The following is a 17,228-nucleotide window of genomic DNA, read 5'->3' on the forward strand; positions in this document are numbered from 1 at the left end:
GATAGCGCCGCCTGAAATCTCTCAGCGATAGCGCACATAAAGAGGGTGACAAATGAGTGATAGACAACAGGTAACTAACGCAAAAGGTGAGCGTATCGCCATTGTGGCAGGCTTAAGAACGCCATTTGCGAAACAGGCGACCGCATTCCACGGTGTGTCGGCGCTCGATATGGGCAAAATGGTGGTTAACGAACTGCTGGCCCGTAGCGAACTGGATCCTAAGTTGATTGAGCAATTAGTGTACGGTCAGGTGGTACAAATGCCAGCGGCACCGAACATTGCTCGTGAAATCGTGTTAGGAACGGGCATGGATGTGTCAACCGATGCCTACAGCGTGACCCGTGCTTGTGCGACCAGTTTCCAATCTGCGGTGAATGTGGCTGAGTCAATCATGACCGGCAATATCGAGATTGGTATTGCCGGCGGTGCCGACTCTTCTTCTGTATTACCTATTGGTGTGTCTAAAAAACTTGCCCATGCCTTAGTCGATCTGAATAAAGCCCGCACTTTTGGCCAAAAGTTACAAATTTTCCGCCGTTTAGGCATCAAAGATTTACTGCCTGTGCCGCCTGCCGTTGCTGAGTATTCTACGGGATTGTCCATGGGACAAACCGCAGAGCAAATGGCCAAGACCTATAATATCAGCCGCGCCGACCAAGATGCGCTGGCACACCGTTCTCACACGCTGGCGAGTGAAACCTGGGCCTCAGGTCACCTACGTGACGAAGTGATGGTGGCTCATGTTCCACCATATAAACAGTTTATCGAGCGCGATAATAACATTCGAGAAAACTCCGATTTAAGCTCTTACGCTAAACTGCGTCCCGCTTTCGATAGAAAGCATGGCAGCGTGACTGCCGCTAACAGTACGCCGCTGACCGATGGCGCCTCGGCGATCATTTTGATGAGTGAAGGCCGTGCTAAAGCCTTGGGTTATCAACCTATTGGTTACATTAAGAGCTACGCATTTACCGCGATTGATGTCTGGCAAGACATGCTGATGGGGCCATCCTATGCAACGCCATTGGCATTAAAGCGCGCCGGCATGGAATTAGAAGATTTAACCCTCATCGAAATGCATGAAGCTTTTGCGGCACAAACCTTAGCCAATATGCAGATGTTTGCCTCAAAGAAATTTGCCGAAGAAAAATTAGGGCGTAATCGTGCTATTGGTGAAATCGATATGAGCAAATTTAACGTGCTCGGTGGTTCTTTAGCTTACGGCCATCCTTTTGCGGCCACAGGTACACGTTTAATCACTCAGGTTTGCCGTGAGCTTAAACGTCGTGGCGGTGGAACGGGTCTGGCAACGGCCTGTGCTGCGGGTGGTTTAGGGGCTGCAATGATTGTGGAAGTGGAGTAATGGCGATGGAAAAGACATTTAATTTAACCCGCCGTGAAGACGGTATCGCCATTCTAACGATGGACGTACCCGGCGAAACCATGAATACCCTCAAGGCAGAATTTGGCCCTGAGATCAGTGAGATCCTGTCTGAGATTAAACGCGATAGCAGTATCCGTGGACTAGTGCTGATTTCGGGTAAAAAAGACTCCTTCGTAGCTGGGGCGGATATCTCTATGCTCGACGCTTGCCAAACGGCGGGCGATGCGAAAGCCTTATCCCAGCAAGGGCATGTGGTGTTTAACGAGTTAGAAGCCTTGAATATCCCTGTGGTTGCCGCGATACATGGCGCTTGCTTGGGCGGCGGTTTAGAACTAGCGCTTGCCTGCCATCAACGTGTGTGCAGTGATGATGGCAAGACCATGCTGGGTGTCCCCGAAGTGCAACTCGGTTTATTACCCGGTGGCGGCGGTACTCAGCGTTTGCCTCGTTTAGTGGGGATCACTACTGCACTGGATATGATGTTGACGGGTAAACAAATCCGTCCGAAGCAAGCGTTAAAGATGGGCTTAGTTAACGACGTAGTACCACAGACGATTTTACTGCAAACCGCGGTGGAGATGGCGCTTGCGGGTAAGCGTACGGCGAAACCGGTTAAAAAATCGCTGGTCAATCAATTACTCGAAGGCACAGGATTCGGTCGTAACATTATTTTCGATCAAGCCGCCAAGCAAGTCGCTAAGAAAACTCAAGGTAACTATCCTGCGCCAGCAAAAATTATTGATTGTGTGCGCCAAGGTATGGCGAAGGGGATGCAAAAAGGGCTTGAGGTGGAAGCCAGCCATTTTGCTGAGCTGGTGGTGTCGAAAGAATCTGAGGCGCTGCGCAGTATTTTCTTTGCAACCACAGAGATGAAGAAAGAAACCGGCGCCGAAGGGGCGACACCACGTAAAGTCAAAAAAGCCGTGATCTTAGGTGGCGGTTTGATGGGCGGTGGAATTGCTTCGGTCACGACGACTAAGGCTAAAATTCCTGCAAGGGTAAAAGACATTAACGAAAAGGGCTTAAGCAATGCGCTTTCCTACGCCTATAAATTATTGGATAAAGGCGTTAAACGTCGTCATATGACGCCGGCCGTTCGCGACAATTTAATGGCACTGATGACAACGACGACCGAATATAAAGGCGTTAAGGACGCTGACATTGTTGTTGAAGCCGTATTTGAGGATTTAGCGCTCAAACATCAGATGGTTAAAGATATTGAGCGTGAATGCGGTGAGCACACGATTTTTGCGTCTAACACCTCATCTTTACCCATTGGCCAAATTGCACAAGCGGCAAGCCGTCCTGAAAATGTGATTGGCTTACATTATTTCTCACCAGTAGAAAAAATGCCGCTGGTGGAAGTGATTGCCCATGCGAAAACGTCTCCTGAGACGATAGCCACCACAGTGGCCTTTGCCCGCAAACAGGGTAAAACGCCAATCGTGGTACAAGACGGCGCCGGTTTTTATGTTAACCGTATCCTCGCACTTTACATGAACGAAGCTGCGCAATTACTGCTAGAAGGGCAGAGTATTGAGCACTTAGACGAAGCCTTAGTGAAATTCGGGTTCCCCGTTGGCCCTATCACTTTGCTCGATGAAGTGGGTATCGATGTCGGTGCTAAAATCGCTCCAATCCTTGAAAAAGAACTGGGTGAGCGCTTTAAAGCCCCTGCAGCCTTCGATAAGTTACTGAGCGATGATAGAAAAGGCCGTAAAAATGGCAAAGGTTTCTATCAATATGCTGCTGGCAATAAAGCGTCGAGCAAGAAGAAAGCCGTAGATGAAAGTGTATATGGCGTATTAGGTATCAAACCGGGTATCGATAAAGAAATGAGCGCGGTAGCGGAACGTTGTGTAGTGCAAATGCTCAATGAAGCGGTACGTTGTTTAGATGACAGCATTATTGCTTCACCGCGCGATGGTGATATTGGCGCTATCTTCGGTATTGGTTTCCCACCATTCTTGGGTGGCCCATTCCACTATATCGATACTCTAGGGGCCGATAATTTAGTGAGCATACTGGAACGTTATCAGGCTCAATACGGCGACCGATTTGAGCCATGCCCACGTCTTAAGGCGATGGCGGCAGAAAAGACTCGTTTCTTCTAGGTACATAAATAGGTATCGGTTAAAAAAGCGGCAATTCGATGCCGCTTTTTTATTGCCTCCAGGCTAATTTTTGCCTAAAAAATGTTCACATTTGTCTGGGGGATCTTGTATTATGGCGTGCCTATTTACGGTAGTTGTGCCGTGACGCCGTGTATGTAGATGTTGATTAGTGCAGATAAATAGCCTTGCTTAGAGTCTATTGGCATAGTGAAATGCTATTTTTTGACTTGCACTATCGTGACTTAGCCGATAAAGAGGTTGCTGTGGGATTCATGTTTTATATCGTTGTTGCCTTGTCTGCGAGTTGTTCCTGGTGTTTTGGTGTTGCGGCTTTTAGAGCAGGACTATCGGTAAGCTACTGGGCTGTAATGGGATTTATACTGGGTCCCTTAGCGTTTCCACTCTTCTCTTCCCATAAACGTATCGCGTTAAGCAGAATGTACCAGACTTCTGACGTTAGACTAACCGCTTAATGTATATGGTTTTTCGTAAATATGGCCAATAGAAAAGGAGCATTAAGCTCCTTTTCTATTGGCCTGGGCCGAGCGCTAGCAAAATGGCTCTAGGCTTTGTGGGCGGTGTATTTCCGCTTAAGGTGGAATTAATTCCACCAACCCTTTGCAGGGATCACTTCTAGGTGGTTTAAGCCTTCTGGTAATTTCACTTTTTTACGAACAGGCTTTGCGAAACCAAATGCTTTTTTGAGTGAGTTAATCATTTTCTATCACCTCAATTTAAAGTTTAATTAAGCGATTTCAATATCTGAATTGGCAAATTTCACATATGGATGACCAGCGACTTCTAAGGGCTTGAACTTCACATATGGATGACCAGCGACTTCTAAGGGCTTGAACTTCACATATGGATGGCCCGCGACTTCTAAGGGCTTGAACTTCACATATGGATGGCCAGCGACTTCTTGATTAACTTCTTTAATCGCTTCAGATGATATAACTGTTTGAGATGGAGTATTCTCTACAGTTGTTTCAATGGCTGTGGCAGTTGTTACAAAGCCGATGGTAGACAGTAACGCAGCAGTTAGAATTCCTTTCATCATTTTATCTCTCAGGGTAGTTGATACTGTTTTATTTTTTGACACTGAACACCTTATTGCAGATGTTGTGCCAATGTTTCAAACTACCGTTGAGAGATCATTTAATGATTAAACCGTCATTCCGCACCTAATTTTCGATTTAAAAAAACTTGACGGCGATCGGCCATTCTGATCTATTACTACTTTTTGCAGGTAGATCATTATGGCCACTCCCGCTATCGCTATTCGTAACCTCGACCACCTTGGTTTGGTCGCTGCACTCTGCCAAGAACTCGGCATTGCTCGCATGATTGATGCGGTGCTCCCCAAAACGCCGCCCTACAAAGTTTCACATGGTGAAGCCTTGGTGGCGATGATTCTGAATGGTCTTGGCTTTCATAGCTCCACCTTGCACATGTTCCCGCAATTCTTTGCCAACAAGCCTGTAGAGCGTCTGATTGGCCCTGGGATCTGTGCCGATGACCTAAATGATGACGTGCTCGGCCGCTGCCTTGATGCCCTCTTTGAGGCCGATGTCAGCACGCTTTATCAGGTGATGGCGGAACAGGTCGTCGAGCGATTGGAGCTCAAAAGTACCGCAGTACACCTCGATATCACCAGTTTCCACGTCGATGGTGCCTATGACCAAGTCGATGGCGAACAGCTCGGTAAGTTGCAATTGGTACGGGGCTACAGCCGCGACCACCGGCCAGAGCTAAACCAGGTTATCCTGGAACTTATCTGCGAAAATCAAGCCGGCCTGCCCATTTATATGCAAGCCTTGAGTGGCAATAGTAATGATACCAAGGCCTTTGCCCAGACCGTACGGCGCCACTTGAGCAGTCTCAAGGCCGCGCAGGAGAGTCGTTATCTGGTCGGCGATGCGGCGCTGTATTGCACCGACACCTTGCAACTACTGGCACAACAGCAACAGTTGTTCGTGACTCGTGTGCCTGTCACCCTCAATGAGGCCAAGCGAGCCGTGGCAACCATTGGCACCCAGTCGCTGGTTGCGCTGGGCAATGGCTATCATGGCTGTTGGCAAAGCGCCAATTATGCCGACGTCGCGCAGCGTTGGTTGCTGGTGCGCAGCGAACAGGCTAGCCACCGTGAGCAGCAAACATTAGCCAAAAACCTACTGAAAGACAGCACGCGTGAGCTGAAAGCCTTTGGCAAATTATGTGCTCAGCGTTTTGCCTGCGAGGCCGATGCGCAGGCTGAATTAGCCCGTTTTGCAGCCAACTTAAATCTGCTGCAACTGGAAGCAGAGGTCGTGAGTGAACCTCTCTATGCTGGGCGCGGAAGGCCGCAAAAGGGTGAAGTGCCGGTGAGCTACCAATTTCACATCAAGGGGTTAGCCGCAAGTAGCTTGGCGCGGGTAGCAGAGGCACGCAACCAGACTGGGGTGTTCATCCTCGCGACCAATGATCACAGTGAAACGCTCACCATGGCTGAGCTGTTGGCAATCTATAAAGCCCAGCAGAACGTCGAGCGTGGGTTTCGCTTTCTGAAAAGTCCCGAATTTTTAACCTCGTCGTTGTATCTTAAAAAACCAGAACGTATCGAAGCATTACTGATGGTGATGACCTGTAGCCTGATGATTTATGCGGCGCTGGAGCACCGTATCCGGCAGGGCTTAGTAGAGCAGAATCGCAGTGTGGCGGACATGAAAAAGAAACCCACGCAAAAACCAACTGCGCGCTGGATCTTTTTACGCTTTGGCGGGGTACACGAGTACCAGTTAGGAGAGGCGCCACCTCAGGTCACGGGGCTAACGGCCGACCAGCAGATCATTCTCGACGTGTTAGGTGAACGCTATCGGCAAATTTATTCCTAAATCAGGTGCGGAATGTCGGATTAAATAATGTTGTGGTGGGGCATGAATTTACTTCGATCATCTTGCAGCAATTGAGTAAATTCGGTTTCATTAATCGCTTTGCTAAAGATATAACCTTGTATTTCTTCGCAGTTAAGGGCGCGCAGGATATTTAGTTGTGCGGCTTGTTCAACACCTTCACCGACAACCGACAGACCCATATTGTGAGCGATGGTAATGATCGAATCGACCATCTTTAAATCTCGGTCAGATTTATCAATATCATCGACAAAGGCTTTATCGATTTTGAGCGTATGAATAGGGAATCGTTTTAAGTAAGAAAGCGAAGAGTAACCCGTACCGAAGTCATCTAACGCTAGACTAACCCCCATCTTCGCTAATTGTTGCATAACGGTTATAGCCATTTCTGGCTGCTTAATAACCGTCCCTTCGGTGATTTCGAGTTCAAGATGTGCTGCTGGCAATTGTGTCAAGCGTAAAATAGCTTCAATTCGTTGCTGTAAATCGGGTAGGGCAAACTGACGTGACGATAAATTGACGGCGACTCTTCCTTTAAAGAGCCCTTGTTCACGCCATTTCTGCGCAGCAAAACAGGCTTTCCTCAGCACAATTTCACCGATTTCGATAATGAGACCATTTTCTTCCGCAAGAGGAATAAAATCATTTGGTGGGACCAGTCCACGGGTGGGATGATTTAAACGGACTAAGGCTTCCATCCCCGCGACGTGACCACTTTTAAGATCGACTTTGGGTTGATAATACACCTCAAATAAATCTTCTTTTAATCCTTCACGAATTAGGTTTTCAATTTCTAATTGTTTAATCGCATGTTGGTTAAGGGATTCTGAGTAGAATTGGTAACAATTACCGCCGGCAGATTTAGCATGATACATGGCAATATCTGCTTTTCTCAGAAGTGCTTGCTCACTCTGTTCATCTTCAGGGTAGAAAACAATACCAATACTTACGCCCAAAACCAGCTGCTCATTGCCGATTTCAAATATGGTTTTAAAGGCTTCAATGACACGTCCTGCAATCGCGGCACAGGCACTAATGTCAGATGTTTTATCGAGTACAATCGCAAACTCATCGCCACCTAGGCGATAGATGCTGGTGTTTTTAGGTACAACAGACTTAATTCTGACGGAAACGAGTTTGAGTAACTGATCACCAATTTGATGGCCTAATGAGTCATTGATACGCTTAAAATTGTCGAGGTCGAGTACCATTAAGGCATGGGTAATTTCTTTATTAACCAAGTTTCCTAATGTGACTTGCAAGTTTGAGCGATTGGGCAGCCCCGTTAATAGGTCATTGTTGGTGAGTTTACGAAGCTCTTCTTCTTGCTGTTTACGTCTTGATATATCAGAAAATACTCCAACGTAATGCGATAACTCACCTAATTCATCGTAAATGGCGTCAATTGTGAGTTCCATATGGAAATGGCTCTTGTCACCACGGCTTGCTTCAACTTCGCTGGCCCAACGACCTTGTTGTTTTAACATGGTACGAATTTGATTAGTAAAGGACTCCGGATACAAATCGAAGGTAAGCAGATTACCAATAAAATCAGTTCGATTACGCTGAGAAATTCTACAGCATGCTTCGTTCACCTCAACAAATCGATATTCACTGTCGAGAATAAACATACCTTCGGAAATATTTTCAATGGCTTTTTCGAACAGTTTTAATTGTTCTTCCTTTTGCTTGAACTGACTGATATTTTTAATTGTACCCGTCATCCGCAGTGCATTGTCTTTATCGTCTCTTTCTACGATTTTCGCTCGGTCTAGGATCCAGATCCAACTATCATCTTTGCCTTTAACTCTATATGCCGCTTCAAAATGATCGGTTTCACCGTAGAAGTGTTTATTGAGCGCTTCTCTTACACGTTCTTGATCCATGGGATGAATATTACTTTCTTCATCAGTGTTGCCAGAACGGTGACCATCTCTCGGGAATTCCAATGCTCCCCAAATATTCGAACGGAAAATATTGCCGGTCTCAATATCCCAGTCCCACATTTCATCTCCACTTCCCCATAAAGAAAGCTTTAGTCGTTCTTCGCTTAATGCTATCTGCCGTTGGATTTCTCGTTTACGTAGGATGGCTTTGAAGATAAACAGGGAGAAAAGCATTAAAATAATGAAATAAAATACTTTGGCTTGAGTTGATGACCACCAAGGTGGAGTTATTATAATATTCACTTCTTTTTCAGGGGATTTATCTCCTGAAAGTTTATTAATAGCATAAACTTGAAAAATGTATTTCCCTGGTGATAAGTTCGTGTAAGTGGCAGAGTTAGTTCCATTAGAATAAATCCAAGTATCAGAAAGTCCTTGCATTCTATAGTAATAGCTTGTAGCAAATTCATCTGACATTGGAGATATGAAATCGAAAGAGAATGGATATTCAGAGTATTTTAGTTTTATTTCATTAGTAACATCAATTGGTTGGCTTAAGTATTTGCCATTTTTTTCTTGTGCAATATTGAAGACCGAAAAGTTTGTTATCTCAGTTTTGCTGACTTTTTGGTTTTTTATGTATTCATTAACTTCTTCTGGAGATACAATACTTACCCCATCTATTCCTGCCAGTAGAACAAATTCGTTAACTCTTATAGCGCTAGGAGAGTTATATTCATATTGACTTCCATTTGATGTATTTAACGTATATGAAGTGTGGTTTTTCTTGTTGTAAACAATGACTTCACCTAACGATGATACCGTAATGAAGTCTGTGTTACTAACAATTGAATATATTTCTTTATTGTTGGATAATATTTTTTCTGTTGCGCCCGTTAATGTGTTATAACGCATTAAGGCCGTCGAAGTTCCAAATAATATATTGTTGTTATCTTTTTCAATGCTGTAAGTTAATTGTTCGCTGATAAGAGTTTCGTTTCCATTCTCATATTTTCTTAAACCACCTTGACTTGCCACGTAAAACAGGTTTTCAGATATTATTTCAATATCGAAAATCGGCTCCCCTCTTTTTGTGTCAAAGGTATTTATTATACTAGAATCTTTAATTATTAATACTTTCCCATCTGGAGTCCCAGCAGATAAGATTGAGCCATCATCATTACTAGATAATGATGAAATAGTTTCTTGACTCAGCATAGTCGTTGATTCGTTTTCTAAAGCGAATAAGCCAGAGCTAGTTCCGTAAAAAAGTTTCTCTTCGTTCATTACCGCATATTTGTATCCCTTTGTATGAGTATTGAAATCAAATGTTTTTTGAAAGTTATTGTTGAAAAGAGAGATATATTCTGAATCTGATGATACAAGGAAACCGCTTTTGTTTTTAGTTATATGCCAAGTGCTGTTGTTAGCGAGTGTAGTGTGTTTCACTAAGTTACTTTGACTTTTTATGATTGAAAATCCTTGGTCAACACTACCGATCGAAAAGTAATTTTTATTCACATAAAAGTAAGTTGCTTTGTCTTGAGAGTATTCAGATATAGACCCTATTATTTTTCTTGTAAGAATGTTAACGATACTGTTTTCGGAAATTCCATATATAAGCTCATTGTTTTTGGCTAATTGTGAAAATGCACGGTCATCTATTTTTTTTACAAGGTTACCATCATATTCAAAAAGACCATTCTTTGAAGATAGTATGAGCGTGTTGGTATCTTTTTGTTCAATATCTATAATGTTTTCTTTAATGAGAACTAAGTTTCCGTTCTTTAATTCATACAGTTTTCCTGAGTAGTCCTTAAATAAGTAAGTATCACCTATTTTTATGGACTTCTTTATTTCTCCTATTCCTTTTGGTGCTAATGTATTAAAGTTATTTTTTTCAGTTATTTCTATTATTGAGTTGTTAGTGCCAATAATGATGCTATTTATTGATAAATTTATGCTCCAAATAGGTTTGTTTTCAAGTGGAGGGCCGTATTTTATGAAGGAGTCTTTACTTTTATCATATATTGCTAAGCCATTATCAGTACCAACGTAAAGATCACCATTCTTATCTAATTGTAAACTTCTAATAAATGAACTTGGCAACCCCGAGTTTGTTCCATTTGCATAAAAATGTTTGAAATTTCTTCCATCAAACCGGTTAAGTCCGTTAAGCGTACCTATCCAGAGATAGCCATCGTTATCTTGTACTATTGAAGTTACAGTACCTTGTGAAAGACCTTGTTCGACACCAAATGACTGTGACTGTAAAACCACTATGGGAGAGGGTTCACTCGAAAATGCTGAAGCAGAGAAAGATGAAATCAACGTGCTTAAAAATAAGCAACTAAGTAGGATTATTTGTAAGAGTGCTTTTGGCATAGTGTTGTTCTTAGTATTGTCCGAGGATGCCATGAAACAATTGTGTTACATCACTTTTCCAGAAATACTTGCTTTTGTCAAAAGTGAGGATGTAAAAAATCCTTTGGATTGCATATAGATGGCGTTGGATTTTGCATCCTTTTTCATCTATCAAGAGGATTGACCGCGTTTTGCATCAAATTTTTATACAAAGACAAGAGATACGACTAGGTAAAACCCGTAACACAGCGCTTTTGTTTGTTTAGTTCAAATTCTCAATTCATGAACTAATTTGAGATTGCAGCCTAAAAATTGAACTTTTCAGTATTTTGTTTAAAGAGTTTAAGATCGGTAATCATATTCTCTGATTTGAGCGCTGACTGCGCCGCATGGGCAGAACCTGTGCTAAAAAGCACCAGTCTATCGCTATGCTTAGTGCGCATTTTTCGCATCATAAACTTGATGAGATCTGGTCGAGTGAGTTTGTTGATTTCCGCGACCACTAATTCACGCTGATTAAACTGATAATCACGGTTGCCCACGCTCACCCAATAACGCTGACCACGGGTTTTTAGGTTAGCATCATGTTCCATCACTTGATTGATGAGTCCCTGTTTAGTGCTTTCCCATTCTTCATTGGTAATTTGCATCACGGCATAATTAAAGTCCGCGATAAATTCATCGATTGCCTCTAATAAATGCAGCGGTCCCGTTGTCGGGGATTGAATATAGAAAATGAGTCCCGGATGGCGATTGAGTGGCAGATAACCTGTGCCGACCATGTAGCCCAATTGTTTTTCGGTACGTAACTCATGGAAGAAGGTCGAAGACATAGTGTGGTTGAGTAAGCTAAACAGCGCCATTTTTTCAGGTGTTGCTATAGCTGATTGATAATAAACAATAATCGCACTGTCTTGATGGTCTATCGACAATTCCCGAAGGAGAGTGCCTTGCCCGGTTAAGTTGATTAATTCACGGGTCGACTCTGCGCTTGGGCTAGAGACGAGGGACAAGATATGCTCCAGTCGTTTTCCTAAGGCTTGCGCCTCTGACACAAGCCAATCGCCGTAAATCAGCCCTTCAAGGTAAATCTTCTCGTAAAAGGCGCGTACATGGTTATGCAGATCATTTAAGGTGATATTTTCCAGCATCTGCGCCATGCGAGCTGGTTCATAGCTGCGTTTTTGCAGTGTGGCAGTCAAGCTCGTGAATAGCTGTGAAATGGGTTTGGCTTGCGCCAAGTTTTGCCAGCTACGCAGCAGCTGAGATTTAATTAACGCGAACCGTTCTTCAGTGAAATTACGTTCTCTCGCCTTTTGGATAAGTAAGGCTAACAGGGTCTCTTGATTGCCCGTAAAACCAGATAGATGCAGTGTGATCCCGCCCTGATGGGGGTAAATGTTATAACTTAGTCCAGCAACTTCAGCCTGATAAGTTGGCTCAGTCAAGTAATCGAGCAACATCTCAACGTATAGGCGGGTGAGGGCTGCGTGTTTTGGGGTTTTACTCGCCTGTTCCGAATCGAGCGATAGATACATATGGCCTTTAGGGACATTAAACTCATCGTCTTTTTTATGCCAAATCCGGTATCCCGTTGATTCTGCAACAATCACCGGCACGGCGACTTCACTTTTATCGGGGCGGGCAATGGAGTCGGCCACGATAAAGGGATTGGCTGCGGGCAATTGCAACTCAGGGCGAATTTGTGTCACTTGCCACCGGGCAAGGGATTCGGGTTTTATCGGTAAGACTTGATATGGCGTATGGTACCAATTGGCTTTGCGGTCGGTCTTAACGGACTGTGCTATGAGTTGCAAGCGCATATTTTGCGGCGTCATTAAGCTCAATAGCTCAAGGGTTTCGCTAATATCTAAGCCATCCATGCGATAGTCACCAAAGACTAAGTCTTCCACTTCGTAGTGGTGCATGTTGATGCTTAAGTGGCTGGCTAAATCGAGGGATTTCACCTGCTCCTGATAGCGAAATGCCATTTTGAGCAGGTTTGCTCTTTCTAGATAGCGCCAATCCTCAAGGCCTTGCGTCCTTATCAGCTCGATATATTCAAAACAGCTACAGACAATATCGTCAATATTGGCCAAGCCTTTGTCGGTCAGTTGTAGGCCAATGCTGTAATCCTTGAAGTTATAGCCATTGACTCCGCCGCCCGCGGAGAGATTATTCACTAACCCCTGTTCTTTAAGATACGACAGTAGGCTCCCCTTACTCTCATTGCCGAGGATATGGCTAATATAGGTCAGCGGCTTGCGTTTGTAGTAGTGGTCGATGCCAGGGAAGTTAAAACTGATACTTAAACGCTTTTGTTCCTTTAAAGGGACAATATTGATTTGCTTAAGCAGTTCATTTTCTGAAAACAGCGGCACATCAGGATACTGTTTGACTAAGTTTAAGTTGCGGACCGCACTGAAATATTGGGCCGCCAGCGCCTGAAGCTCATCTAACGGCATAGGCGCGACTAAACAGAGCGTCATTAAATTGGCACTGTAATGGCTTTGATAAAACGCCAATAGCTCGCTTCTAACCTGCGCCTGTTCTCCGCCAAGGGTGACTAAATTGCCGACGGAAAATTTCGAAAACGGATGCTGTTGATTGACGGTTTCTTTAAGCACTTGATAGGTGCGGCGGATATCGTCCTTCAGCTTTAAACTAAATTCAGATTCAATCGCTTGGCGCTCCCTATCGACTAGGTCGAGGTCAAATTTGGGGGCGATAAAGAATTGGCTAAATCTGTCTAAGGAGTCGGCAAATACGTCAGCGTTGATGGTAAAAAAGAAATTGGTGTGCTCTGTGCCGGTCCACGCATTGTTACTGCCGCCATGCTGATTGATAAAGGCGTGATACTCGCCGGAGTCGGGGAATTTTTCTGTGCCTAAAAAGAGCATATGCTCTAAAAAATGCGCCATACCGGGTCTATCCACAGGATCATCAAAATGTCCTACGGCCACCGCCATGGAAGCGGCGGCTTGGCTGGCGTCCAAATCTTCGACCAATAATACTCTGAGGGCATTATCTAATACGAGATAACGGTACTGACGATGATCGTTTGGACTTTTGTAAATAGACTGAGAGGCTTGCAAAGAGACACTCCGGTAACGATGGCTTGTTATATATTGATAGTCTTAATGGTTTTTGGCAAATATCTCTTGTGTTTATCGACTAAAGATTAACCCTTACAAGGTTTGTCGAAATCCATTTTAGGGCTACAATTGGGATAAAACAAAAACAAGTGTGGGTAGCGAGAGAAGTATGCAGCTATTTTTGATGCGACATGGTGACGCTGGATTTAATGCTCAGTCGGATAGGGACAGAACGCTTACCGATTTAGGAAGACACCATACAGTGTTAATGAGTAACTGGTTAGCCCGAAGTGTCAGCGATTTTGATCTTGTTTTGGTTAGCCCTTATTTACGTGCTCAGCAAACTTGGCAAGAACTGAGTCAACATTTCCCCGAACCCCGTAAATGGCTAGTTGTTGATGATTTAGTGCCTTCAGGCGATCCTGCTAATGTGGCTGCTTTAATTGTTGCCTATGCCGAGTTGTATAAGGCTGATAAAGTGCTGGTGATTTCCCACATGCCACTCTTAGGCTATTTGGTCAGCGAGTTAGTTGCGGGTGTCGAGCCGCCCTTATTTGCTACCTCTGGAATTACTCTGATAGATAAACATGCCGAGCAGGCTTGCATTGTTTGGCAACATGCGCCCCACAGCATTAGTTAATTCATTCGATAAAACAAAGGGCTCACATTAGTGGGCCCTTTGTTTTTTAGAGGATAAATACGTCCATTAACGTCGATGTGGTTGATCGCCAATATCGATAAGCACCAGCAGCGCCGCATCGCCACCCCATTCCTTGGGGGCCTGATGAAACGCTTTTACCATCGGATGTTGCACCAACCACATAGGCACCTGCTGTTTTAGTATGCCAGTGCCGTAACCGTGCATCACACAACAACATTGGCTTTGCTGTTTTACACAGGCTTGAATGAGCGCCGCGAGCTCGAGTTTAGCCTCGGATTGGCGGTAACCGTGCAAGTCCAGCAACAAATCCGGCTGATAATCGCCGCGTCTTAAGCGTTTAAGCTCGAGGCTATCGACTCCTTCATCGAGCCAGCGCATCGGCCCTTGAACGGGGAGTAGCGGTTGATAAGTATCTGAGAAATAACTGTTAGCATGCAACTGTTGCTCTTTTAGTTCAATTTCTTGTTTGGTTTTTAGGGGCGCGCGAAAATGCCGCTTATCTTGGGTGATAGGTTTTATCCCCTCGATTAGCGCCGAAAACATCGCCATGCCTTCTTTGTCATCGTCTTTATTCATGGCGGGTATTCTATTGAATCCTATGGTTTCTGAATAGAGTTCAGTTACAATGTTTGTGAACATACAAGCGGGAGAGCGTTTTGGATAAGATCTTTGTAGATGAAGCTGTGACAGAGTTACGCACCATTGGTGACATGTTGCGTTGGGCGGTGAGCCGCTTTAATGATGCCAATGTGTACTATGGCCACGGGACGGATAACGCGTGGGATGAGGCTATCGCCTTAGTGTTTCATGCGCTGCACTTGCCCGAAGAAATCGGCCAACAGGTGATTTTAAGTAACTTAACCAGCAGCGAAAAACACAAAATCGTCGAGCTGATTATTCGCCGTGTACGTGAACGTTTGCCAGTGCCTTATTTAACCAATAAAGCGCGCTTTGCTGGGCTTGAGTTCTATGTGGATGAGCGCGTATTGGTGCCACGTTCACCTATCGCCGAGATGATTGCCAATCGCTTTGCCCCTTGGTTATACGGCAAACCCGTTAATCGTATTTTAGATTTATGTACTGGCAGTGGTTGTATCGCGATTGCCTGTGCTTACGAATTTGATGAGGCCGAGGTTGATGCGCTGGATATCAGTGAAGATGCCCTCGATGTGGCGCAAATCAACGTCGAAACCTTAGGGGTGATGGACAGAGTTTTCCCGATGCAATCGGATCTGTTTTCAGCCATTCCTGAAGGTCCACAATATGATTTGATTGTCTCTAATCCGCCCTATGTGGATGAAGAAGATATTGGTGATATGCCAGATGAATACCACCATGAGCCTGCGATTGGTTTAGCTTCGGGTCGTGACGGCCTCGATTTAACCAAACGTATTTTAGCGAATGCTGCCCAATACCTGACACCAACAGGGATTTTAGTGGTTGAGGTGGGTAACTCTATGGTGCATCTGATGGAGCAATTCCCTGAAGTGCCTTTTACTTGGGTTAGTTTTGAACACGGCGGTGACGGTGTGTTTGTGCTGACTCGCGATCAACTGGTCGAACATCAATCGCTTTTTGCTATTTATCGCGACGCGCAATAATCACAATAAGTACATAAATTAGGTTGAGTCTTTTCCCGCTGCCAGTTAGGCTTGCAGCGGGAAAAAGAATTGTCCAGCCATTGCTGGGCGCGGAGCGATAAGCAAATCATTTAAGGTGTAAAAAGCGGATGTCTGGAAACAGTATTGGTCAAAATTTTGTGGTGACTACCTTCGGTGAAAGTCACGGTGTGGCGCTCGGTTGTATTATTGATGGTTGCCCTCCAGGGCTCGAACTCACCGAAGCCGATATGCAGCATGATTTAGACCGCCGTCGTCCTGGTACATCCCGTTATACCACCGCGCGCCGTGAGCCTGATGAAGTACGGATCTTATCCGGTGTGTTTGAAGGCAAAACCACAGGCACCTCCATTGGGCTTCTGATCGAAAACACCGATCAGCGCAGCCAAGATTACTCTAATATCAAAGATTTATTCCGCCCAGGACACGCCGATTACACCTATCAGCAAAAGTATGGCCTGCGTGATTACCGTGGCGGTGGCCGCTCATCGGCCCGCGAAACCGCTATGCGGGTCGCGGCGGGTGCTGTGGCGAAAAAGTATTTAAAACAAGTGCATGGCATTAATATCCAAGGCTATATGTCGCAACTTGGACCGATTTGTGCTGAGACCCTCGATTTTAGTCAAGTCGAGCAGAATGCCTTTTTCTTCCCCGATGCGAGTAAGCTCGAGGCGCTGGATGAATATATGCGCGAGCTGAAAAAATCCGGTGATTCGATTGGCGCCAAAATCTCTGTGGTGGCGACTGGCGTTCCCGTTGGGCTGGGTGAACCCGTGTTCGATAGGCTAGATGCCGACATCGCCCATGCCTTAATGGGCATAAACGCGGTAAAAGGCGTTGAAATCGGCGATGGTTTTGGCGTTGTCACGCAAAAGGGCTCGGAAGGACGCGATTTAATGTCGCCACTGGGTTTTGAATCAAATCATGCCGGTGGCATACTTGGCGGCATTTCATCGGGTCAACCCATTGTCGCCCATATTGCATTAAAACCAACCTCGAGTATCAGTGTGCCGGGCCAAAGCATGACGGCCCAAGGGGAAATGGCGGAAGTCGTGACTAAAGGTCGTCACGACCCCTGTGTCGGGATCCGTGCGGTACCGATCGCCGAAGCTATGCTGGCGATTGTGTTGATGGATCATCTGTTAAGACACAGAGCTCAAAATCAGGATGTTCGCAGTCATACACCGATTCTCGGCATGAGATAGGCGCGATGAATG

At 45.0% G+C, this 17,228-nt stretch carries 10 protein-coding genes; 6 read left to right on the forward strand and 4 right to left on the reverse strand.

Translation table 11 applies throughout. From position 1 onward, the window contains the following. Positions 1–52: 52 nt before the first annotated feature. Positions 53–1,363: an acetyl-CoA C-acyltransferase FadI gene (gene fadI, locus N5E87_RS07665; RefSeq protein ID WP_086904131.1), complete on the forward strand. Its 1,311-nt coding sequence runs from the start codon at positions 53–55 to the stop codon at positions 1,361–1,363. A gap of 5 nt (positions 1,364–1,368) precedes the next feature. After that, positions 1,369–3,498, forward strand: a complete 2,130-nt coding sequence (fadJ, locus tag N5E87_RS07670; protein WP_086904160.1) for a fatty acid oxidation complex subunit alpha FadJ — start codon at positions 1,369–1,371, stop codon at positions 3,496–3,498. A gap of 745 nt (positions 3,499–4,243) precedes the next feature. Here the strand turns inward: fadJ and N5E87_RS07675 are convergent. Then, on the reverse strand, positions 4,244–4,597 hold the full coding sequence (locus N5E87_RS07675) for a hypothetical protein (RefSeq protein WP_279775248.1): 354 nt from the start codon (positions 4,595–4,597) through the stop codon (positions 4,244–4,246). 157 nt (positions 4,598–4,754) lie between these two features. On the opposite strand from N5E87_RS07675, the gene N5E87_RS07680 reads away from it, so the two are divergent. Beyond that, on the forward strand, positions 4,755–6,368 hold the full coding sequence (locus N5E87_RS07680) for an IS1634 family transposase (RefSeq protein WP_218558478.1): 1,614 nt from the start codon (positions 4,755–4,757) through the stop codon (positions 6,366–6,368). A 20-nt stretch (positions 6,369–6,388) separates the two neighbouring features. On the opposite strand, the gene N5E87_RS07685 is transcribed toward N5E87_RS07680, so the two are convergent. Together N5E87_RS07685 and N5E87_RS07690 are read right to left on the reverse strand one after the other, a co-directional pair. Continuing rightward, on the reverse strand, positions 6,389–10,657 hold the full coding sequence (locus N5E87_RS07685; protein ID WP_086904061.1) for an EAL domain-containing protein: 4,269 nt from the start codon (positions 10,655–10,657) through the stop codon (positions 6,389–6,391). Between the two features lie 284 nt (positions 10,658–10,941). Then, on the reverse strand, positions 10,942–13,731 hold the full coding sequence (locus N5E87_RS07690) for an insulinase family protein (RefSeq protein WP_086904062.1): 2,790 nt from the start codon (positions 13,729–13,731) through the stop codon (positions 10,942–10,944). Positions 13,732–13,900: 169 nt separating this feature from the next. On the opposite strand from N5E87_RS07690, the gene sixA reads away from it, so the two are divergent. Next, a complete protein-coding gene (gene sixA, locus N5E87_RS07695; RefSeq protein ID WP_011625784.1) occupies positions 13,901–14,371 on the forward strand; it encodes a phosphohistidine phosphatase SixA in 471 nt (156 codons plus the stop codon). Between the two features lie 66 nt (positions 14,372–14,437). On the opposite strand, the gene smrB is transcribed toward sixA, so the two are convergent. Continuing rightward, positions 14,438–14,968 carry an endonuclease SmrB gene (gene smrB / locus N5E87_RS07700; protein WP_041416788.1) on the reverse strand — a complete coding sequence of 177 codons (531 nt, stop codon included), beginning with the start codon at positions 14,966–14,968 and terminating at the stop codon, positions 14,438–14,440. Positions 14,969–15,048: 80 nt separating this feature from the next. On the opposite strand from smrB, the gene prmB reads away from it, so the two are divergent. Together prmB and aroC are read left to right on the forward strand one after the other, a co-directional pair. Next, a complete protein-coding gene (prmB, locus tag N5E87_RS07705) occupies positions 15,049–15,993 on the forward strand; it encodes a 50S ribosomal protein L3 N(5)-glutamine methyltransferase (RefSeq protein ID WP_011622198.1) in 945 nt (314 codons plus the stop codon). A gap of 128 nt (positions 15,994–16,121) precedes the next feature. Beyond that, positions 16,122–17,216: a chorismate synthase gene (gene aroC, locus N5E87_RS07710; RefSeq protein WP_086904063.1), complete on the forward strand. Its 1,095-nt coding sequence runs from the start codon at positions 16,122–16,124 to the stop codon at positions 17,214–17,216. The last annotated feature ends 12 nt before the right edge of the window (positions 17,217–17,228 follow it).

The sequence above is a fragment of the Shewanella sp. GD03713 genome, from assembly GCF_029843705.1.
Classification (GTDB): Bacteria; Pseudomonadota; Gammaproteobacteria; order Enterobacterales; family Shewanellaceae; genus Shewanella.

Bases quoted from the DNA above. Each gene is read 5' to 3' on its own strand.
- fadI (WP_086904131.1), top strand. From the start codon at position 53: ATGAGTGATAGACAACAGGTAACTAACGCAAAAGGTGAGCGTATCGCC.
- fadJ (WP_086904160.1), top strand. From the start codon at position 1,369: ATGGAAAAGACATTTAATTTAACCCGCCGTGAAGACGGTATCGCCATT.
- N5E87_RS07680 (WP_218558478.1), top strand. From the start codon at position 4,755: ATGGCCACTCCCGCTATCGCTATTCGTAACCTCGACCACCTTGGTTTG.
- N5E87_RS07685 (WP_086904061.1), bottom strand. From the start codon at position 10,657: ATGCCAAAAGCACTCTTACAAATAATCCTACTTAGTTGCTTATTTTTA.
- sixA (WP_011625784.1), top strand. From the start codon at position 13,901: ATGCAGCTATTTTTGATGCGACATGGTGACGCTGGATTTAATGCTCAG.
- smrB (WP_041416788.1), bottom strand. From the start codon at position 14,968: ATGAATAAAGACGATGACAAAGAAGGCATGGCGATGTTTTCGGCGCTA.
- aroC (WP_086904063.1), top strand. From the start codon at position 16,122: ATGTCTGGAAACAGTATTGGTCAAAATTTTGTGGTGACTACCTTCGGT.